Below are 22,143 nucleotides of genomic sequence, written 5' to 3' on the forward strand. Positions count from 1 at the left end.
AAAAGAAAAATGGCGCGCCCGGTATGAATCGAACATACGACCTTTGGTTCCGGAGACCAACGCTCTATCCCCTGAGCTACGGGCGCCAATATTGCAACGGGACGGGATAATACTCAAATCATACCGCCACGTCTAGGAAAAATAAGATTTCGCTGAAATTAAATTCTTTGATGTAGCCTGAAATTGACGATCAATTGTGATTCTGCTAAGTTCCAGCCTTTCAGTTCAGTTTGTATTTTGATGTAATGTTCATATTTCCGGAGGTTCTATGCAACAAGCAGCACTACAATTTGCGACCCGTGCGCGGAATGCAAAAACAGCGTTGGCATTACTTGATGCGGCAAAAAAGCGCAAGCTAATCTATCGTATGGCCGAGCAGCTGGTGGCGCATAGCGATTTGATTTTAGAACATAATGCTATTGATATGGCTGAGGGACGTAAAGCGGGACTTTCGAAGGCGCTTCTTGACCGCCTATTGCTAAGTCCGGAACGCATAGAAGAAATGGCGCAATCACTCCGAGAAATCGCCGATCTTGATGACCCTGTCGGCGAAATGTATGAATTCAAACGACTTGATAACGGCTTACAGCTGGCGAAAATGCGTGTTCCTATTGGAACCGTGCTGATCATCTATGAATCGCGCCCTAATGTCACGTCCGATGCTGCTGGGTTGTGCATCAAATCTGGCAATAGCTGCATTCTGCGTTGCGGCAAAGAGGCGCTCAATTCAGCCAATGCGATCGGCAAAGTGCTACAGCAGGCGCTCTCGGAAATGAAATTGCCAGTTGATGCTATTACCGTTATCGACGATTCAAGCCGTGAACTGCTTGAAGAACTGCTGAAACTCCATAAACACATTGACTTGGTGGTGCCACGTGGCGGCGAAGGGCTCATTCAATTCGTTACTGACCATTCAAAAATACCGATCGTCAAACACGACAAGGGTCTGTGCCATATCTATATTGACGAACACGCTCAAATCCCTATGGCGAAAAGTATTACACTCAATGCTAAAGTGCAGCGCCCTGGTGTCTGCAACGCCGCGGAAACGCTCTTGGTGCACCAAAACATTGCGGCACGTATTTTGCCAGAGCTTATTGCCGATCTTATCGCGAAGGGTGTTGAAATACGCGGGTGTGAAATTACACGTGAGCTTTCTAAGAATAGTGCGGTGGTCACAGCTCAAGACGTCGATTGGGATACCGAATACTTGGATTTGATTCTCAGTGTGCGCGTTGTCCCTTCACTACAAGCAGCGATTGATCACATCAACACACATGGCTCACAACATTCCGAAGCAATTGTTACTGACCATTATGAAAATGCACGCCACTTTCAACAAGCGGTCGATTCGGCAGCGGTGTACGTCAATGCCTCGACGCGCTTTACCGATGGCGGTCAATTTGGCATGGGTGCTGAAATCGGTATTTCAACCCAAAAACTTCACTGTCGCGGCCCAATGGGTGTGCGCGACCTAACCAGCTCTAAATTCGTTATCAATGGGAATGGCCAAATTCGATGATAGGCTTGCTTGGCGGTTCTTTTAGTCCAGTACACCACGGCCACCTCTACCTTGCCGAGTATGCACGCCATACTTTTGGTTTGGAAAAGGTGGTTTTTTTGCCGTCAGGACAACCCGCCCACAAGGAAGTTGATTTGCTTCCCGCCCAAGATCGCTTCGCCATGTTACAATTGGTCGCGCAAACAAATCCCGCCTTTGAAGTGTGGGATCTCGAAATGCAGCGTGCCGGATCAACCTACACGATGGATACCCTCCGCCAGCTCGACGATCCCGACCGTTACTTTTTTATTACGGGCGCCGATATTTTTGCCACCATTATGCGCTGGAAAGAGTACGAATCGATACTGGATACCATCCGCTTTATTGTGGCCAGTCGTCCTGGCGCGGTCACTCTTTCGCAAATCCAGGATTGTGTCCCTGAGTGGTATCAGCAGTCTATCTCCAGCGATCCAACGGATACCGATAAGCGGTGTTTTTTGATGGAAATGCCGGGGCTTGAAATTTCGAGCACTTATATTCGTCATGCCTTACGACATCAGCTACCCGTGCGCTATTTACTCCCAGAAGTCGTGTATCAATACTTGAAAAATTAAATGCGTATTGGCAATTCGGAGGTTCCTTTGTTTTCAAGAATTTTATTTCTTTTGATACCGTTCACGTTTTTCTTTGCAGGGTGCTCATCACAACCTTCTCCCTCGGCCGCATCAAGCGCAACGGTGGCGAAAACTACGAAAAACGAGGTTGCCGAACATGATCGTTATGGCGACCGCATTGTCATCCCTTCGCTGGGGTCAGCTTCTGGCTTACTGCCAGAACTCTACTCTGATAGTGCCTCGCACCAGTTTGGAAGCAATATTTTCAGTGGTTTAGTGAAGTATGATGAGAACTTACTCGAAACAGGTGATCTCGCACACCGTTGGGATATTGCTGATGAAGGCAAGACCATTACCTTCCACCTACGGCAGGGAGTCACTTTTCACGATGGCGCCCCGTTTCGCGCAAGAGATGTCCTTTTTACCTTTAACGCCATTATCAATCCCGACTTCCCCTCCCCGTATAAACGGGACTTTGAACAGGTCGATACGGTCGAAATTATTGATGAGTATACCGTACAAGTTCGCTATAAAAACGTCTATGCCCGTGCGTTGATTGGATGGTCAAAATCAATCCTCCCGCGCCATATTTTAGAAGGAGTTGACATCCCTACGAGCGACTTTATGCGCCACCCTATCGGTACTGGCCCGTATCGTTTTGTGGAATGGCAAAAAGGGCAATTTCTCCGCTTGGCTGCTTTTGAAAACTACTATGAAAAAAAACCGTATATCACGGAACTGATTTATAAAGTGATACCGGACACAACCACCCAGTTTATGGAGCTGCGCAATCGCAGTATCGATATGATGGATTTAACACCCGTTCAATTTAGCCGCCAGACCGAAAATGACACCTTCCGAAAGGATTATGTCAAGTATCGCTACCCATCTTCAGGGTACACCTATCTTGGGTATAATTTGCGTAACCCCTTATTTCAGGATAAACGTGTGCGACAGGCATTAAGTTACGCCATCAACCAACAAGAACTGATCGATGGCGTGCTTATGGGACTTGGCGTTGCCGCAACTGGCCCCTACCGCCCTGATAGTTGGGCCTATAACCCTGACGTGCGTCGCTATACCTACGACCCGGCTCAAGCGTTGGCGTTGTTTGCGGAAGTCGGGTATCAGCTGGTCAATGGAGTTTTGCAGAAAGATGGGGTTCCTTTTCGCTTTGAGATAATCACCAATCAGGGGAACGATTCGCGCCGCAAAAGTGCCGAAATCATCCAGCGCCGCCTTCAGGAAATTGGTATTACGGTCACCATTCGCGTGATTGAGTGGGCTTCTTTTATCAACGAATTCATCAATAAAGGGAAATTTGATGCGACCATCTTAGGGTGGAATATCTTACCTGATCCCGATATATACTCTGTATGGCACTCGCCCGGCGACAATCAACACAGCCTGAACTTTACCGCATACGCTAACCCGCGTGTTGACGAATTACTGGAGCTCGGAAGATCCACCCTCGACCAAGAAAAACGTAAGCACTACTACGGTGAAATCCAACAGATACTTGCCGAAGAACAACCGTATACCTTCCTGTACATTCCTCAGGCGCTCCCAGCGGTTTCGCGGCGCTTTGAAAACATTTACGAAACACCAGCCGGGATTACGCATAACTTTATTCATTGGTATGCGCGCCCCGAAAATCGGATGATACCATAACGATGTCAAACGTATCCGTACCACCACTCGAAATTTGCAATGCTTTGCCTGACGAAGTGCGCCAATGGTTTAAAGAGCAAGGCTATCCTGCCTTCCGTGCCGATCAATTGCTCGGCTGGGTCTTTCAAAAGGGCGAACGCAACATTGACAACTTCAGCAATATGTCGAAAACGTTGCGTGATGAATTGCGCGATACCATCATCCTGCCGCAGTACACCATTGTCGAAATCCAGCGTTCCGCCATCGACAACACCCGCAAAATACTCTTAGAACTCCCAGACGGCGCGCGGATTGAAACCGTCATTATCCCCGTGCGCGAAAAACTCAGCCAGTGTCTTTCAACTCAAGTTGGCTGCCGCATGGGGTGCACCTTTTGCGCCACAGCAGGAATGGGGTTTGCGCGCCACCTGAGCGCTGCGGAAATTTTGGCTCAAGTCTTTGCCGTGCAGGATATACTTGAGCCAGAAGAACGTATTACCAATTTTGTTTTTATGGGAATGGGCGAACCGCTCGACAACTACGATAACACCGTGCGCGCTATCCGCATCATTACCGATCCCGACATGCTCGGCTACTCCCATCGCCACGTAACCCTTTCTACCTGCGGATTAGTGGACAAAATCAAACGACTTGGCGACGAAAACGTCCCGTGCCACCTTGCCATCAGCCTGCATGGCGTGACCGACGAACAACGGAGCAAAATCATGCCGGTCAATCGTGCCGGAGGCGGTTTACAGGGGTTGCTTGATGCCTTGCGGAGCTATCCAGTGCAGGGGCGCAAACGGATCACGATTGAATATATCCTGATTGGTGGCGTGAATGACTCCAGCGCCGACGCCAAAAAGCTGGCAAAGCTCTTGGCTCCAATACGCTGTAAAATCAATTTAATCCCCTATAATCCCCATCCCGGTGCGATATTTCAGGCACCAAGCGAAGCATCGGTGCTCGCTTTTCAAAAAGTGCTTATCGAAAAAAACTATACCGCCATGATACGTAAAAGTGGCGGCAGCGACATTGATGCCGCTTGCGGCCAACTGGCGGGAAAAAAAGCCAAAGGCGATTAACCCTTGCGCTCGACCCATTCCAGCATGGGTCGATAGATTTTTTCAGCCAGCGCGACAAAGCGATCTTGCTCGCTCTGCCACGGCGCAACACCACGCCATGCGATGCGTGCGAGTGATTCTTGCGCCTCCCCTGGTTGGGCGCGAAACGAATCGCCCTGCCAAAGCGCATCCATCTTGTTGAAAATAGCGTCATCCCATTGCCACTCTTTTTTCTGTGCCGCCTCGACACCAGCCCATGTGGCGCGAACCGGTAACGGAAGCGGCACGGTATGACCTTCGACGTAGCATTCCAACAGTTGACGCAAAAGAGCGTACGCACTGGCCGCACCAATCGGTGGTGCCATCCATATCTCAGCGGCATTGGCCTCGGCGTTCAAACAGAGAAGATAAGCCGCAAGCGCTGGCGAAGCTGACGTCTGCGACGCACAACGTAACAAGTGCGGTATCCACATTTCAAGGAGCCGCTTACCATTACATTTTCCCGGATTCACGAAAACCAGCGTTCCACCGTACAGCGTTAATTCACCATGCACAGTACAGTGGTGAGCCACGACATCAACCGAAACGGAAAACTCACAAACCTCGGCGGCGTGCTTGGCAGTGAGGGCTTCCCATGCTACCTGTAATGGCTGCACCGCAGCGTGAATACCTTCGATATCGCGTTCACCCCAGGTTCCGTGCGGTACTTTCCCCGTCGCACATAACATACGCGGTATGGTTTCCGCGTCATGGTGCGCGAGTGCGGATTGCAACGCCAGTGTGCGTAAAAACCACGTATCCAGTGGCGAGATATCAAAAGGCTCACTGTCAGGGATTTCGCGCGCTTCATTGGGAGCGGCTATCTGGTGATATTCCACATAGCGCCGTAGTGGATTGCCGAAAAACTGTACCAGCTCGTGGATATTCAATGATTCAGGCAGAGTAAACACAAGACGCTCCTGAAATGGGGGCAACGTTACCGGAGCACCGGCATTGCGCTGTTGCAGCAGGTGTGCAATCTCCCAGTGCTGCTGCGTATAACTAAAGAGCGCAGGGTTGCGTCCATCAAAAAGCGTGGCACTGAATGGAAGTGGCGGATGAATCCGCGTACAATGGCTGGCAACATCGCGAGCCGCTAAACCATCAATCGTAAATCCCGCATTGATCGTATCGCGCAGTTCCTGTACTACCACTGAAGGCGCCAGCACCGTACCGCGCCGCGCATCTTGCCCGACATAGCTGATATGCAATTGTTTTCCGGCACACAGAATCGCTTCTAAAAATAAGTAACGATCATCCTCCAGCCGGTTGCGGTCGCCACGTTGCGGAAAGCGCGCGACAAGATCAAAGCTTGAACTCAGGTGCTGACGCGGAAACTCGCCATCGTTCATGCCAAGTACCGCGATCATGGCAAATGGAATCGAGCGCATTGGCAACATGGAACAAATCGTAATTTTTCCGGCCATAAACCGATCATCTCTCCCTGTCGCCAGCAGTTTTTGCTGCAAAGCTGGCCATATCGCACCAAAAGGTATTGCTGTCGCAAAAGCGGCTTTTTCTCCTTGCAGCGCCATCTGAGCAATAGCCGCTAAGAGTGAATCTACCCCTTCCGCCCACGTTTCCGCTGCGCTCAAGAACGCAGCGACGCACTGTGTCAGCGCTTGCCGCCATGCTCCAAGCGATAGGGTCTGTTGCGAGGTTGTAACAAGGTGGGCGAGATCGTCAAGAAAGCGTTCAAACGTGGCCAGCACATCATTGTCATCAACCGTGACAGGAAAGAGCGCCGGTTCACTGAACTCCGGTGCAGCAGCGTGTAAAGCAGCCTGTTGCAGATTGAAAAGCGCCCAACGCAACGTATTGCGCGGTTCTGCAGCAAAACCGAGTTGTGCGCGGTGGCTGGCATCAATCCCCCACGCTGCACCCGCGCTGACAAGGAGCGTTTGTAAACGACCAATGGCGTGTGACGTAAGGCCATAGTTGGCCGTGATCGGCGGGAGCTCAAGCACTTCAAGCACAGCCGGAAGGGTGACCGACGAGGTAGCCAGCGTCAAGAGTTTGGCAAAAGCTTCGTGTTCCAGCCGATGTTCGGTACGATCAGCAATCGTACACGCGAGGGCGTTTTCCTGATCGCTCGTTACCTGAAACACAGCTTCAACCAAGGGCGCATAGCGTTCAAGGTTTGGCACTAACACCACAATATCGTGCAGTCCACACGACGGATGGCGCTCCAGAAAATCAAGTATCTGTTCTTTGAGCACTTCTACTTCGCGGAGCGGTGTATGTGCGCTATGAAGTTGAAGTGAGAGATCATCGGCAGCGATGGTTTGCGCCGCAACCTTTTCCGTTGATTCGTCGGAAACGGACACACCACGCCCCAAACGGTGCAGCATATCGTGCTGGAGCCATTCTAAAAGACTCTTTGGTTCAGGGTTCTGCCAATACTCATAGGTCTGAATGGCACCATCAAACGCCAAGAGCAGTTCCTGAAAGTCGCGCCCGACTTTACCCAAAGAGGCCAATAAACGGTTCGTGTCATTGGATTCCTCGTTGTTGCGCCGCCCAGGATGATCTCCCCAATACTCTTGGCACGGGCTGAGCACAAAGAGGTGCACGTCGCAAGAATGTCCAATCAGTGCCAGTGTTTGCAAATGGGCAGGCGGAAGCAGGGTAATCCCAAAAACAAACAAGCGAGGCGGTGTCCACAACAGTGGTTTTCCGGCAGCGAACTGTCGTAGAAAGGCCTGATGCGCTTCGCCGCGATGGACACCGCCAAGGCGCTGCCGGAGCGCACGCCACAGCACTTGCTGCCACGGAGCGTGCGGATGGTCAACCGGATTTTCCCCTTTTTCCCACGCCAGAAGCCACTCGGGACGATAGAGTTGATAGCGGTCAAACGTGTCAGCAATTTGATCACAAAGCTCAAAACGGGTTTGCGCATCCTCTTGAGCAGCCATCACGCGCAACGGCGCAAGTTCAGGGAGCGCCAGCACGTCATCAAGCAAATCATAGAGCACCCACCGCAGCTGTTCGCGAGCGTATTGATCATTCGGAAAAAGCGCCCCCAGATTATTCCGGTAGAGTTCCCACAACCATGCTTCGGGAAACGGAAAGCGAATGTTCGCGCACACTCCAAGCGTTTGGGCAATGTGAAGCTCTAACCAGCGATCCATCCCGCGGCTTTGCACCACAATCGTCTCTGGTACAAGCGGAGCCAGTGGCTCCGTGCGCATCAGCGCGACCAAAACATCGGCGAGTTGCGTCAGCGAATTGCCAGTATGCAGCGTCAGCACGTTTCGAGCTCCAACGACATGAGGTACATCTCCTCGCCATCCAGAACCGTAATATGTGTACTCAAGCACTGGGGACAGTGATAGGCGCGTTCATTGACCGTGCTGGTGCCACCACACTGGTGGCACTCCAGTACCAGTGGCTGCACAATCAGCTCTAGGGGTGCTGCCGCACAGAGCGTACCGAGACGGAACGTTTCATACGCCTGCCGGAATAACTCCGGCTCTACCGCACTCATCATGCCAATCTTGACCGTTACGTGCGTCACACTGGTAGCGTTATGCGCAGCGGCCTGAGCTTCACACTGATCAAGTAAGGCGCTGACTAAAGAAAATTCGTGCATGGCAATACCCTTAGCTATCTTTCGCGCTGCTCTTCGCTTTTCAATCCCAACGCCCACCAGTATGGTTCAAATCCCCGCTGTACGCATAAGGCGACCAAAGCGATAAAGTTGCTATAATCACCTGTGCAGTGGGCTTTATCCAAGGCTTCGTAATACTCCAGCCGTTGTTCGACCAGAACCAAGGCGGCTGGAAATCCGGCTTTCATCAGCTCCAAGTTCATCAATAAGCGAGCAGTACGTCCGTTGCCATCGGTAAAGGGGTGAATTTTCACAAATTCGCCATGCACTCGCGCGGCTCGTTCTACAGGGTGAAGCACCATTGCTTGCTGGTTGGACCAAGACAGAAAGTCCTCCATAGCCTGCGGAACGTGCATGGCATCGGGAGGACGGTGCGTTGCGCCGGAAATCAGCACATTGATTTTGCGGTATTGACCAGCATTTTCGTTGTCGATATTTTTCAGTACCAACTGGTGCAAGGATTTGAGAGTCCATTCGTTCAAAGGCTGTTTATGGCTCACCAATTCTTCCACCATAAGGATAGCATCGCGGTGGTTAACGACCTCAAAGTGCTCACGCAGTGTTTTGCCACCGATAGTTATCCCTTCCAGAGCGACTTTCGTCTCTTTGAGCGTCAGGGTGTTTCCTTCGATGGCATTACTGTGATACGTCCATTGCAGCATGAGATGTTCGCGTAAATTGGCGAGTACCGCAGGCGGCAAAGGACGCTTCGCATCCAGCTGTGATTTTAGCTGATCAAGCTGCTTGAAGTCAGAATCATCTCGCATAATCAAATTCCTTTCGCCAGTAGAAAGCAGAAAAATTCATCCTCGGTCGTATGTGCTTCAGCATATCCTTGGCAGCAGTTCGCCGCCAGGCGGTTCCATCAGCCGTTTTGTCCCCCACTCACTTTTAAGAATCACTTTTCCGGGGTGTTCCGGTTGCAGTGTGCCAATGCAGGCGGCCTGCGTGCAACACGTTTGCTGGCGCAATACTTGCAGAACTGCGTCAACCTCAGTGGCCGGAACGGCCAACACAAACGTCCCTTCGTTGGCCAGATGCCACGGCTCAAAACCAAGGAGTTCACATAATCCCTGCACTTCGGGGCGCACGGGTATGGTGTGCGGCTCGATAGCGGCGGAAAGGTTACTCGCGGCCGCCCATTCGTGGAGTACCGCAGCAAGTCCGCCACGCGTGGCATCGCGCATCGCACGGATGGGCAATTTGGCGTCGATCAGTTTCGCGACAACTGGCCACAGGGTGGCGCAATCGCTGCGCAGCGCGCTTTGCATGGCAATTTCTTCGCGGCACGTATATATGGTGGCGCCGTGGTCACCAATCGGGCCAGATATAATCAGCGCATCGCCGGCACGTAAGGTTGCTGTGCCAAGTCCAGCATAGCGCACGCTCCCAAGGCCGGTCGTGTTGATATACACACCACCGCCATGACCGCGCGGCACGACTTTGGTATCGCCCGTTATAATCCGTGCTCCAATGGCACGCAGCTCGTGCGCCATGCTCTCCACAATGGTGCGCAGCTCAGTCAGGGAAAATCCTTCTTCGAGGATAAAGCCGCAGCTCAGATATTTTGGTTCTGCCCCCATCATCGCTAAATCGTTCACCGTGCCACAGGCCGCCAAAGTGCCGATGTTGCCGCCAGGAAAAAAGAGCGGCGAGACAACAAAGCTGTCGGTGGTCATGGCGAGCGGGGACGGGAGATCAAAAACCGCCGCATCGTCCGCCTGCCGCAGCACGGGGTTGTCAAACGCTTCGTAAAAAAGTTCGTGAATCAGGCAGCTCATTGCTTCGCCACCACTGCCGTGGGCAAGGGTTACGTGGCTCATGCTACCCTTTCTCACCACAAGCGGGGCACGTCGCGCGACGAGCAACTTTTACTTTGTGAAAATGGAGCAGGCGGGCATCGTAGCGCAGCAGGGTATTGATCATCGGTTCGCCGAACCCCGCCAACAGCTTGATTACTTCTGTCGCCTGCAAGGTGCCGATGGTACCGGCCACTGCGCCGAGTACACCGGCGCGAGCGTTCGCTTCAGGGGTTCCGGCGATTGGCTCATCCGGAAACAGGCAGCGGTAGCAAGCGCTTTTGCCGGGAAGGATAGTCATCATCTGTCCGGTAAACTCCTTGATACCAGCATGAATCAGCGGTTTTCCCGCCGCCACACACAGATCGTTCAAAAGGAATTTGGCGACAAAGTTATCGGTCGCATCCACCACAACATCGCACGAGGCAGCGAGCGCATGAAAGTTTTCGGCATTGACGATAGTTTGCTGCGCCTCGATCTGCACTGCCGGATTCAATGCTTTGAGCTTCGCAAGGCCAGAGTAGACTTTGGGAATGCCAAGATCGGCCGTAAAATGGAGAATCTGCCGTTGCAGATTGGAAATTTCGACGATATCGCCATCGGCAATCGTGATATGGCCAACGCCAGCAGCGACAAGGTAGTAGAGCACCGGCGAGCCAAGGCCGCCAACGCCGACCACCAGTACCCGTCCGTCGGCCAGTTTTTGCTGCCCTTCAATGCCAAGTTCTTCGAGCATATAGTGGCGCAGATAACGGTGATCTTCTTTCGTAACATGATAGGCGGTCATAGGCATCCTCCTTGGGTTTTCAAAGATCAATGTGTTCTATACTGGCGATTTCTTCGCCAAAAAAGAGAGTTGCAATTTCACGAAAGCGGCTAGAAGTATCCGTCATATAAAACGTGGAACGTGGCTGCTGTTCTGAACATTGACCCGCGAGGCCAGCTACCACTCGTGCCGTGGCGAGTGCGGAATCCACAAGTGCCACATTCGGCAATACGGCTGCTATATCGTTTTTTAGCAAAGGGTAATGAGTGCAACCAAGCACCAACGTGTCGATCACCGGAAAGCCACTCAGGTAACGCTCTAATGTCAAACGGGTCACTTCGGTACCCGTCCAGTTTTCTTCGACGAGCGGCACTAGCAATGGTGTGGCGATTTCTGTAACGTGCGCCGCTGGCAGTCGCTCCTGAATGCCCCGTTTGTAGAGTCCACTGGCAATCGTGGCGCTGGTGCCGATAACGCCGATTTTTCCACCGGTGGTCGTTTGCAGAGTAGCATCAATACCCGGTTCGATGACGCCTATTACCGGAATCGGGTAGCGCGCACGCACTTCGTGTAAACCGTAGGCCGTAGCGGTATTACACGCGATGACCAGCAAATCAACCCCTTGGGCGTAGAGGAACTGACTGACTTGCAGCGAATAGCGCAGGATAGTCTCTTTCGATTTCGTCCCATACGGCACGCGGGCGGTGTCGCCTAAATAGACGAGATTGCAATGGGGTAACGTATCTTTAATAGCACGCATGACGGTCAGGCCGCCGACTCCGGAGTCGAAAATGGCGATAGTACGCACGGGTAGGTATCCTTTATCGTGAAAAAAGATGGAGAGTTACAAAATCGCTTTATGCAGCGCGACAACACTACCATAAGAGTACACAAATGCGGAACTCCAATCCTTTTCCCCTTGCCAGAAAATGGTTCACACCGTATAACACACCCTGTTTTTTACCCTGCAATTCTATTACATGAAGGAGATATCTCATGGCAATGACCGTCTATTACGATGCCGACTGCGACCTTTCCATTATCCGTTCCAAGAAAGTGACCGTTGTCGGTTTCGGTTCTCAGGGACATGCCCACGCGGAAAACATGCGCGATTCCGGTGTTGATGTTACCATTGGTTTGGTTCGTCGTGGCAATTCTTGGGAAAAAGCGGAAGCCAAGGGCTTCAAGGTTATGACTGTTGATGAAGCGACCAAACAAGCTGACCTTGTTATGATCCTGCTGCCTGACGAGCTTCAAGCTGACGTGTACGATCAGTCCATCAAGCCGAATCTTAAAGCTGGCGCGGCTATTGCTTTCGCTCATGGATTTAACGTCCACTATGGGCAAATCGCTGCGCCGAAAGGCGTTGACACTATTATGATCGCGCCGAAAGGCCCAGGCCACACGGTTCGTAGCGAATTTGTTGGCGGCGGCGGCGTTCCTTGCTTAATCGCGATCGAGCAGGATGATACCGGCAAAGCAAAATCACTGGCGCTTTCTTACGCCAGTGCGGTTGGTGGCGGTCGCAGTGGCATCATCGAAACATCATTCAAAGATGAAACAGAAACTGACCTCTTCGGCGAACAAGCTGTTCTTTGTGGTGGCGCGGTTTCTTTGGTACGTGCTGGATTTGAAACGCTGGTCGAAGCGGGCTATCCAGAAGAAATGGCCTATTTTGAGTGCCTCCACGAACTTAAGCTGATCGTTGATTTGATGTATCAAGGTGGCATTGCCGACATGCGCTACTCCATCTCAAACACCGCTGAATATGGCGACATGGTTTCTGGCAAGCGGGTTGTTACCGAAGAGAGCAAAAAGGCAATGAAGGAAATCTTGACCGAAATTCAAGATGGCCGTTTTGCCAAAGACTTCATCCTTGAGCGTCGCGCTGGTTACCCACGGATGCATGCAGAACGCCGCAACTTGGCTGATTCGCAAATCGAGCAAGTTGGTTCGCGTCTGCGCGCGATGATGCCTTGGATTGGTAAAAGCAAAATCATCGACAAAGGGAAAAACTAAGTTTTCAGACTACCCAATTCACAGCCCCTTGCACCAAGCAAGGGGCTGTTTTCGTGATAATGCAAAGAATGAATACTCATCTCAAAACGAATGAACGCGAGCGTGAATATGAAAAAAATAATCCTTTTCTTCCGCATTATTCTCGCTTAAAGTGACTTCTCTGAGATTTACCGTCACAAATCGGGATGTGCCATGTCATCATTGCCGAATAAGCATGAATCTGCGATGACTGTGTCGCGTGATACTCTACTCGGGCTGAACGATTACTCAATTCGGAAACTGTATTCCCATGAGCTACAACAACGAATCTGCGAATTGGAACAAGCGAATGCCGCATTGCGCAGCAAGTTACAGGAACACGAACAAACGCAACGCGCACTAGAAGCGAGTGAAGCATGTCGCATACGGGTGTTTGAAAGCTCTTTGATTCCGATAATTGTCATGGATTATGAAACACTGAGATTCATTGACTGTAATCGTGCCGCGGCAAAAATTTTCCGTTTGCCATCTGTCGCAGATACGTTACACAAAACACTCATCGATATTTCCGCCCCGTTTCAGTATGACGGCACCAGCTCGCAAGAAAAGATGCATGCCTACATTCAGCAGGCATTTCTTCATGGAGAAGTGATCTACGAGTGGCGTCACCAGCGGCCAGATGGTGAGCTGTGGGATGGCGAAGTTCAATTGATGACGTTTCAGGCCGGCAACCGTTACCTGCTTCAATTTACTCTGCGCGATATTACGCTGCGCAAGCGCTACGAATTGCAGTTGCAACACCTTGCTACTCACGATGAGCTAACTGGGTTGGCGAACCGCACGCTCTTGCTTGATCGTTTAGATCATTGTATCCACCTTGCACATCGTGCATCACAAATGGTAGCCATTTTTGTGATGGATATTGACCGTCTTAAAGTAGTGAATGATAGTCTGGGGCACAGTTGTGGCGATCAACTCCTGTGCGCAATTGCGAGTCGTCTGCGCAAACAATTCCGCCAGGCCGATACACTGGCTTGTATGGGTGGTGACAAGTTTGTGGTTGTTCTTTCCGATGTACACGATATTGACCAAGTGCTTCATGTCGCAGGAAAAATTAATACGTTTTTTGAGCAACCGTTTCCTACCGATTCTCATGAAGTAACCGTCAGCGCCAGTACTGGTGTTGCTATATTTCCCAATGATTCCCGCGAGCCGGAACAACTCTTGCGCAACGCTGACCTGGCAATGGCACGTTCCAAAAAACTTGGCGGAAATATGCTGACGTTTTACTCGCCAGAAATGAATCAGCGGATTTTTGAAACACTCGAATTGGAAAATGGGATACGGCACGCACTTCAGCGTGAAGAATTCAGACTGTACTATCAACCAAAAGTCGACATCAAAAGTGGTAAAATAATTGGATGTGAAGCCTTGCTCCGTTGGGAGCACTCGAAGCGTGGTTTGATATCTCCTTTGGAGTTCATTCCCTTGGCAGAGGAAACCGGATTAATTGTGCCGCTTGGATCTTGGGTAATCAACGAAGCGATGCGGCAAGGCCAGCTCTGGCAACAACAGGGGCTGCCGCCTATTGATATCGCCATCAATATTTCCCCACGGCAGTTTCGCCAGGGCAACTTGCTGAACATCATGAAAGAAGGGATTCGTCGTTCTGGTATAGATCCTTGCCGGCTTGAACTGGAAATCACCGAAAGTGTCATTATGGATGAGCCTGAAAAAGCTTGTCACACGATGCGAGAACTGAAACAACTTGGTATACGACTCAGTCTTGATGACTTCGGCACAGGGTACTCCAGCTTTAATTATTTGCGCAAACTCCCCGTTGATGCATTGAAAATTGATAAGTCTTTTATCAATGACGTGACGACCGACTCCAGTGGTGCTTCGATAGTTGCCAGCATTATCGGTATTGCGAAAAATCTTGGATTGCAAGCGGTCGCCGAAGGGGTCGAACACTTTGATCAGTTGTATTTCCTTGTCGGATGCGAATGCGATAGCTACCAAGGGTTTCTTTTCAGCAAGCCAATCCCCGCCGATGAATTCACTACCCTCCTGAAAAACAGCAAATAATTCACTTTTCAGCAATTCGTTACCTAATTGAATATTTTACACCTGCATAGATTTGGAGTATAAAACGGCGTATCATTCGTCTCCCATACTGAAAATAAGGCGGTGCTGTATATGTCACAGACGCATCACTATCAGGACGCCATTCGGAAAGCTTCGGCCACAATCGAGCAACTGATAGCCGAAAACGAACGGCTCAAACACCGCGAGCGAGTGGCAATTATTGGTATGGCGTGCCGTTTACCGGGTGGGGCGAATTCGCCTGCTGAGTATTGGCAGCTATTGTCGGATGGAGTTGATGCCATTTCGCCCATTCCGGCTGAGCGCTGGGATGCTGCCCGATACTATTCTGCTGACCCCGAACAACCGGGAATGATGTACGTGCGCGAAGGGGGATTTCTTTCCACGTCGCCCTATGAGTTTGACCCCCGCTTTTTTGGCATTTCTCCGAAAGAGGCAAAATCACTTGATCCACAACAGCGGCTTTTATTGGAACTCGCGTGGGAAGCATTGGAAGATGCTGGCATCGATCCCAATTCATTGCAAGGGAGTCGTACGGGTGTCTTTATAGGCATGTGCAGCCATGATTATGACTTGCCGCATGTATGTGGCAATGATTTCTCCCGCATTGATCCATATTCACTCACTGGATATACATTTAGCACCGCCGCGGGACGTATTTCGTATACGTTCGGTTTTGAAGGGCCGAGTCTCCCTGTCGATACGGCGTGCTCGTCGTCGTTAGTTGCCCTTCACCTCGCCCGTCAATCGTTGCAATCAGGTGAGTGTGATCTGGCGCTCGTTGGTGGGGTAAACATGATGCTAACCCCTGATCCGTTAATTGCTTTTTGTAAACTACGCGCGCTTGCACCTGACGGTCGCTGCAAGACTTTTTCGGCTTCCGCCAATGGATATAGCCGCGGCGAAGGCGGTGGGATGCTGGTACTGCAACGGCATACCGATGCGGTGCGCAATCAGCACCGCATTCTGGCGCTAGTGTGCGGGAGCGCTATCAACAATGATGGCCGCAGTAATGGGATGACTGCCCCAAACGGCTTAGCACAACAACGGGTTATTGCCGCTGCTTTATCTGACGCTGGGGTAATGCCAAACGATATTGCGTATGTCGAAGCACACGGCACGGGTACGCCACTGGGCGACCCTATCGAAATAGAGGCTCTGGCAGCAGCGTTTGGCAGCACACGTCCAGCGCCACTCTTGGTTGGTTCAGTGAAAACCAATATCGGTCATCTGGAAGCGGCGGCAGGAGTTGCGGGTGTTATCAAGTTAGTGCTGGCATTGCAGCATCAGCAGATTCCGCGCCATTTGCATTGCTCCAATCCTTCACCACATATGGCGTGGGAGCGGATGCCAATCAGTATTGTGACGGATGGTGCGGCGTGGCCGCGTAACGAAAAACCACGCCGTGCTGGCATCAGTGGTTTCGGTTTTAGTGGAACAAACGCGCACATCATTCTGGAAGAAGCACCACCCTCACTCACGATAGCATCAACTGATAGACGCGACAGTTACATACTCCTGCTTACAGCGGCAGATGAATCTACCTTACGAAATCTTGCCAAACGGGTTGCCGAATATGTAGAGCGCGACGATGCGCCACCGCTCGCATCCATTTGCCACACCGCAGCGCTTGGTCGGCACCATTTTCCATCGCGTGTTGCGCTCGTGGGTGACACCCATGAGAAGATGCGTCAACAAGTACAGGCTTTCCAACAACAAGAATCATCTGAAGGGGTATACCCTCACACCAGTCTGTCATCAAGAACTCTGAATCCTGTTTTTCTCTTTACTGGCCAAGGATCGCAATATCCGGGTATGGGACGTACGCTTTACGAAACTTCTCCTGTCTACCGTGATGCGGTTGATCATTGTGATCAGCTTTTTACCCCACTACTGGGTCGCTCAATTCGCGATGTAATGCACACGGGAACGGAAGCCGAACTCGCACAAACCGTGTATACACAACCAGCTATCTTTACGCTGGAATATGCACTGGCACGCCTCTGGAAATCGTGGGGAGTGACTCCAGCAGCCGTTATTGGTCATAGTATTGGCGAATTTGTGGCCGCCTGCATTGCTGGAGTGCTGTCACTTGAAGATGCCATTACGTTGGTCGCTCATCGTGGACGGTTGATGAATTCCCTCCCAGCAGGAGGCGTTATGGCGGCAGCACTCTGCCCGGAAGCCCGTGTGCTCCCTGTACTTGCTCCGTTTGCCGACCATGTCTCGGTCGCTGCCGTCAATTCGCCAGCCACGGTGGTGGTGTCGGGCACCGCATACGGTGTCAATGCGGTAACGGATATATTGAAACAACAAGGAATATCGGTTCAATATCTTACCGTATCGCATGCCTTTCACTCGCATCTAATGGATCCCGTGCTTGATCAATTTGAACGCATAGCAGCCACTCTCACATATCATCGACCAACGCTTCCGGTGATTTCCAATGTGACGGGGCTTCCTGCGCAGGGAGAAGATCTCTGCACTCCAGCCTATTGGCGACGCCATCTGCGTGGAGCCGTTCGCTTTGGCGATTCTATTGCGTGGCTACAATCTCAGGGCTACAATCTTTTTCTTGAGATTGGAGCCAGTGCTACACTCTCATCCTTTGTACGGCATGTGCCGGGTGATTCCCGCTGTATCGCGTCGCTAAAGCGTGGCGTATCGCCATGGGTCACTTTGACGCATAGCATTGGTGAACTCTCCACGGCTGGGGTCAATATCAACTGGCAGCAGTATCACGCGCCATGGCCATATGCGCGGGTGGCGTTTCCCACGTACCCGTTTCACCGCGAACGATATTGTGTGAATCCAGTGGCGCAGCCTGCTCTTCACGCGCCAAGTGCGCCACACCAGCAGGCCGCTGTCGGCCATCCACTGTTGGGACTCTTGCTGGATTCCCCTTCGCCAGAACAGCGGTACATCAATACCCTTGATACGGTTCACCAAAGTTGGCTGAGTGGCCATGCGGCACACGGTTCGGTGATTCTCCCTGCTGCTGGATTTATAGAAATAGCGCTCAGTGTGGTGCAACGAGCGCACGCCACAGCAGCATCTTTACAACTCACCCAGCTCAATCTCCTGAATCCGCTGGTTGTGTGTGAAACTCCAACGGCAATCCAAACGCTTTACCATCCTTCATCGGACATGATTGAAGTGTTCAGTCAGCTACCTGACGGTAAATGGCAGTGTCATGCGCGTTTACATGGGCACGCTGCCGAAGCTCCACCCAGCTTGGTCGCATTTCCCGATCTCCTTTCTGGTCAACATTTTTCCGGCGCAACCCTCTATGCCGAACTGGAAAAGTACAACTTTTTCTACCGTGGAATGTTTCAGAGCGTTCGCGAATTCACCCTTGCAAACACAGCACTTGTCGGCACAGTAACCATCGATCCGCACGCCGTCTCCCCGTATATACTCCATCCAGCCCTGCTCGATGGTTGCCTTACTTTATCGGCTGCCATGCTGGTGTACAGTGCGGAACCTATTCCGGCGGGAGTCAGTTTCGCGCCAGCCGCCTGTGAATCATTGCAAATGACGGGAAAGGGTGCGGTAACGCTGAGGGTACATTGTCAATTACGGGAACGGTCACCCGTGCAGGTTATTTTCGATATTGCAGCGTTCGACGAACGTGGAAATGTCCACCTTACACTCCACGGACTTACATTGAAACGGTTTCGTCGCGAAACGCTCCCTGCATCAACGCCACCGTTACGCTATGACTTTGTATGGCGAACGGCGCCAGTAGCATTGGATAATCAACCGTTCCCATCGGGAAGATGGATCGTTTTGAGCGATGGATCACGCTGGGCGCATGCGCTTGCGAATGCTTTGCACGAACATGGTGCGACGGTGCGTATGCTCGATACTCAAGCCGCTTTACAGGCTACCGTAACGCAGGAATGGCTTGAACAGGAGCCGTTGCGCGGGATTCTCTCGTGCTGGAGTGAATCGGTCACGAAAAATCTTACGCTTGTGCACCATATGCTGGCACTCGGCATTACTCCGCCACTCTTTTTCATAACGGCGGGTGTGTTTAATCCGACTGGGATGGATCGAGCCATCTGCACATCAGGTGCGGCACTGTGGGGATTTGGTGCCAGTATTGCGGCAGAAAGAACGGAACTCCGCTGCACGCTAATTGATCTTTCTCTCTGGCCAAGCGCAGATGAAATGATCGCATGCTTGCACGAACTGGCAGCCAATACCAGCGAAGGGCGGATAGTTTTACGCGGAAGCAGTCGGTATGTGGCACGGTTAACGCCATCAACGGCAACCGTTTCGGCTCCTGAATCGCTCACACTTCCAATAACTGACGGCTTCTGTCTCGATATACCAACACGTGGAAGTATTGATGCGCTGGAAGTGGTCACGCGCTCGCGGCGTACGCCGAATGCAGGCGAAGTAGAAGTGCAGATTCACGCTGTCGGACTCAATTTTCGCGATGTACTGAACGTGTTAGGGCGATATCCCGGTGATCCTGGCATGCCAGGATTTGAATGCAGTGGTGTGGTTGTCGCCGTTGGCGATGGCGTGACCAGTATTGTCGCTGGCGACCGTGTCGTCGTATTGAATGCCGAAGGGTGTATTGCTGATTATATCACGGTTGCTGCAACGCAGTGCATGTCGATTCCCCAAAATTGGCGGTATGTAGAGGCCGCAACGATCCCAGTGGCGTTTCTGACGGCGTGGTACGGCGTGCATCATCTGGCTGGCATACGTGCGGGTCATCGCGTACTCATTCACGCGGCAACGGGTGGAGTGGGGTTGGCAGCCGTGCAACTTTGCCGTGCCGTGGGCGCCGAAATTTTTGCCACTGCCGGAAGTGAGGAAAAAAGAACGTTCCTGCGCGAAATGGGTGTGGCGCACGTTATGGATTCGCGCACGGTTGATTTTGCCGATACGATCCGACACCTCACTCAAGGTGCAGGGGTTGATAGTATTTTAAATTCGTTAGCGGGTGATGCTATTGACGCCAGCCTTGCCCTCCTGACAGAGGGTGGAACCTTTATTGAAATCGGTAAAGCCGATATGCGCAGTGATGCTGACATTGCAGCACGTTATCCGCATATCTCGTATCATCGTTTTGATCTGGCAACTGTCGCGCTGCAAACGCCACAGATACTGTCGACAGGCTTTGAAAGCGTCATCGCTGATATGGCGGCCGGTCGCTTGCTGCCACTTCCGATGACCGTTTTTCCGGTACAACGCGCGCGTGAGGCGTTCCGATTTTTGGCGCAAGCGCGCCAGATCGGTAAAGTGGTGATATCACTGGCCGATCGGATGCGTGAGCGAAACCTCTCTACCGTTGGCGTTATTGACACGGCGGCGAGTTATTTGATCACGGGTGGTTGTGGCGCTTTGGGACTGCTGCTTGTGCAATGGCTGGCTGATGCTGGGTGCCGTTCCATGGCGATTATCGGTCGGAGCGCTCCTACAGATGCCGCGAGCACTACCATTGAACATTTGCGCCAACAAGGGATAACCATATTGATCCTGCAAGGCGATGTTTCCATTCCAGCAGACGTCCAGCGTAGTTTGCGTACGCTTCGTAGTGCACTTCCGCCGCTCAAAGGGATTTTCCATGCCGCTGGCGTTTTAGACGATGCGTTGGTGTCAGAGCTTCATGATGAACGAATAGAGCGTGTGATGCGCCCTAAAATTGATGCGGCGTGGAACTTACACCATGCGACCGAACACGATGAACTTGATTTTTTTGTTCTTTTTTCATCTTTCACGGCACTCACGGGGAGCCCAGGACAAGCGAATTATGCTGCAGCGAATGCCGCACTGGATGGTTTTGCACGGTGGCGTCGCAGTCAGGGATTGGCTGCAACCTCGATGAACTGGGGGGCTTGGGGAGCCGTAGGGATGGCAACGCGAGGTGGTCGCGAAGAACGGTTAGCCGCACGTGGCATCCGGTCTATGGCACCTGACGACGCTTTCGCTGCTATGGAAGTAGCTCTTCGTACACACACAACACAATGTGCCATCGCGGATATCGACCCTGTGCAGTTGGCTTCATTTTTAGTTTCGACCGCTCACGACTTACTTGCTGAAGTACGCAATCCGAATGCCATCACTTCCGACCACACTGAGGATCCGGCCGCGATGTGGCTGGCACAATGCCGCGCAGCAGCACCGACAGAACAATCTGCGTGTATGCTGAAAGTTGTGCAGGTGTTGGCGGCGAAGGTTATGGGACAGAGTGATCCTGAACGAATAGAAATTGATCGTCCCTTGCAGGAACAGGGCTTTGATTCACTCATGGCGGTCGATTTACGCAATATGTTGGCGCGAACACTGGCCGTCGAATTGCCGGTTTCACTCCTCTTTGATTACCCAACACCCCTGAAAATGAGTCAGTACCTTTTACCTACCGTCGTCCCCTTGACAAATTGGAGTGAAACCACGTCGGAAAGCGATAGCGCGCACGAAAAGTCAGCCGATGATTTGGTTGATGAAATTGAGCGACTTTTGAACGGAGGGAGTGTGTAATCATGGAGAGCGAATTACTGGCGTTACAAGCCGAAAATTGCATTAAAAATCATGTGATTGCCGCCATGGGGATAGGACTCATCCCTTCGTCATTGGTGAATATCGCTGGCATTGCCGGGATCGAAGTGAAACTGATCCGCGATCTGGCAAACATCTACGCGTTTCCTGTACCGCACCAACTGGTCGCCTACAAAATACTTATTTCCCTGATCGGGAGTATTGGCCCGGTCTACCTCTCTACCAAAATGCATACGGCACTCAAAGGGGTGCCACTAATTGGTCATGCCGTGTATGTCGGCTTGCTCTCAATTACTGGTGGAGCCGCCGTGTATGCGGTTGGGAAGATATTTCAAAAACATTATGCCAGTGGCGGAACATTTCTGAGTAGTGACAATTCTGTGATTCGGAAATGTTTCAAGAAATATTATGCCGAAGGGAAGCAAGTGGCGCGTGCGTGTGCCATCAGTAGCGAAAAACGATAACACGAAGGGAGCCACA

At 51.7% G+C, this 22,143-nt stretch carries 14 protein-coding genes and 1 tRNA gene; 8 read left to right on the plus strand and 7 right to left on the minus strand.

Annotated elements, in window-relative coordinates:
* Positions 1-10: 10 nt before the first annotated feature.
* Positions 11-86 (minus strand) — tRNA-Arg (locus P304_RS0108010).
* A gap of 182 nt (positions 87-268) precedes the next feature.
* Between P304_RS0108010 and P304_RS0108015 the strand changes: the two genes are divergently transcribed.
* From P304_RS0108015 to rlmN, 4 genes are all read left to right on the plus strand, one after another.
* A complete protein-coding gene (locus P304_RS0108015; protein WP_027390120.1) occupies positions 269-1,522 on the plus strand; it encodes a glutamate-5-semialdehyde dehydrogenase in 1,254 nt (417 codons plus the stop codon).
* Positions 1,519-2,115, plus strand: coding sequence for a nicotinate-nucleotide adenylyltransferase (nadD, locus tag P304_RS0108020; RefSeq protein ID WP_034764774.1), 597 nt, complete (start codon positions 1,519-1,521; stop codon positions 2,113-2,115). The genes P304_RS0108015 and nadD overlap by 4 nt, the downstream gene beginning before the upstream one ends.
* 123 nt (positions 2,116-2,238) lie before the next feature.
* A complete protein-coding gene (locus tag P304_RS14690) occupies positions 2,239-3,786 on the plus strand; it encodes a peptide-binding protein (RefSeq protein ID WP_034764804.1) in 1,548 nt (515 codons plus the stop codon).
* A gap of 2 nt (positions 3,787-3,788) precedes the next feature.
* On the plus strand, positions 3,789-4,850 hold the full coding sequence (gene rlmN, locus P304_RS0108030; RefSeq protein WP_034764777.1) for a dual-specificity RNA methyltransferase RlmN: 1,062 nt from the start codon (positions 3,789-3,791) through the stop codon (positions 4,848-4,850).
* On the opposite strand, the gene recC is transcribed toward rlmN, so the two are convergent.
* From recC to murI, 6 genes are read right to left on the minus strand one after another with little or no spacing between them, the layout of a single operon-like run.
* Positions 4,847-8,119, minus strand: a complete 3,273-nt coding sequence (gene recC / locus P304_RS0108035) for an exodeoxyribonuclease V subunit gamma (RefSeq protein ID WP_027390122.1) — start codon at positions 8,117-8,119, stop codon at positions 4,847-4,849. The genes rlmN and recC overlap by 4 nt on opposite strands.
* Positions 8,113-8,460 carry a hydrogenase maturation nickel metallochaperone HypA gene (hypA, locus tag P304_RS0108040; protein ID WP_027390123.1) on the minus strand — a complete coding sequence of 116 codons (348 nt, stop codon included), beginning with the start codon at positions 8,458-8,460 and terminating at the stop codon, positions 8,113-8,115. The genes recC and hypA overlap by 7 nt, the downstream gene beginning before the upstream one ends.
* Before the next feature lie 14 nt (positions 8,461-8,474).
* Positions 8,475-9,245: a Fic family protein gene (locus P304_RS0108045; RefSeq protein WP_027390124.1), complete on the minus strand. Its 771-nt coding sequence runs from the start codon at positions 9,243-9,245 to the stop codon at positions 8,475-8,477.
* A 57-nt stretch (positions 9,246-9,302) separates the two neighbouring features.
* Complete coding sequence (hypE, locus tag P304_RS0108050; protein ID WP_027390125.1) at positions 9,303-10,301, minus strand: hydrogenase expression/formation protein HypE; 999 nt, start codon at positions 10,299-10,301, stop codon at positions 9,303-9,305.
* Position 10,302: 1 nt separating this feature from the next.
* Positions 10,303-11,064: a HesA/MoeB/ThiF family protein gene (locus tag P304_RS0108055; protein ID WP_034764781.1), complete on the minus strand. Its 762-nt coding sequence runs from the start codon at positions 11,062-11,064 to the stop codon at positions 10,303-10,305.
* A gap of 19 nt (positions 11,065-11,083) precedes the next feature.
* Positions 11,084-11,851: a glutamate racemase gene (gene murI / locus P304_RS0108060; RefSeq protein ID WP_027390127.1), complete on the minus strand. Its 768-nt coding sequence runs from the start codon at positions 11,849-11,851 to the stop codon at positions 11,084-11,086.
* Between the two features lie 188 nt (positions 11,852-12,039).
* On the opposite strand from murI, the gene ilvC reads away from it, so the two are divergent.
* From ilvC to P304_RS0108080, 4 genes are all read left to right on the plus strand, one after another.
* Positions 12,040-13,062 (plus strand): ketol-acid reductoisomerase, encoded by a 1,023-nt coding sequence (gene ilvC / locus P304_RS0108065; RefSeq protein ID WP_027390128.1) that lies wholly within the window; start codon positions 12,040-12,042, stop codon positions 13,060-13,062.
* A 192-nt stretch (positions 13,063-13,254) separates the two neighbouring features.
* A complete protein-coding gene (locus tag P304_RS14695; RefSeq protein WP_051321528.1) occupies positions 13,255-15,129 on the plus strand; it encodes a putative bifunctional diguanylate cyclase/phosphodiesterase in 1,875 nt (624 codons plus the stop codon).
* Between the two features lie 111 nt (positions 15,130-15,240).
* Positions 15,241-21,645: a type I polyketide synthase gene (locus P304_RS0108075; RefSeq protein WP_027390129.1), complete on the plus strand. Its 6,405-nt coding sequence runs from the start codon at positions 15,241-15,243 to the stop codon at positions 21,643-21,645.
* A gap of 2 nt (positions 21,646-21,647) precedes the next feature.
* Positions 21,648-22,127, plus strand: a complete 480-nt coding sequence (locus P304_RS0108080) for a DUF697 domain-containing protein (RefSeq protein WP_027390130.1) — start codon at positions 21,648-21,650, stop codon at positions 22,125-22,127.
* Positions 22,128-22,143 lie beyond the last annotated feature (16 nt).

The sequence above is a fragment of the Chrysiogenes arsenatis DSM 11915 genome (assembly GCF_000469585.1).
GTDB lineage: Bacteria > Chrysiogenota > Chrysiogenetes > Chrysiogenales > Chrysiogenaceae > Chrysiogenes > Chrysiogenes arsenatis.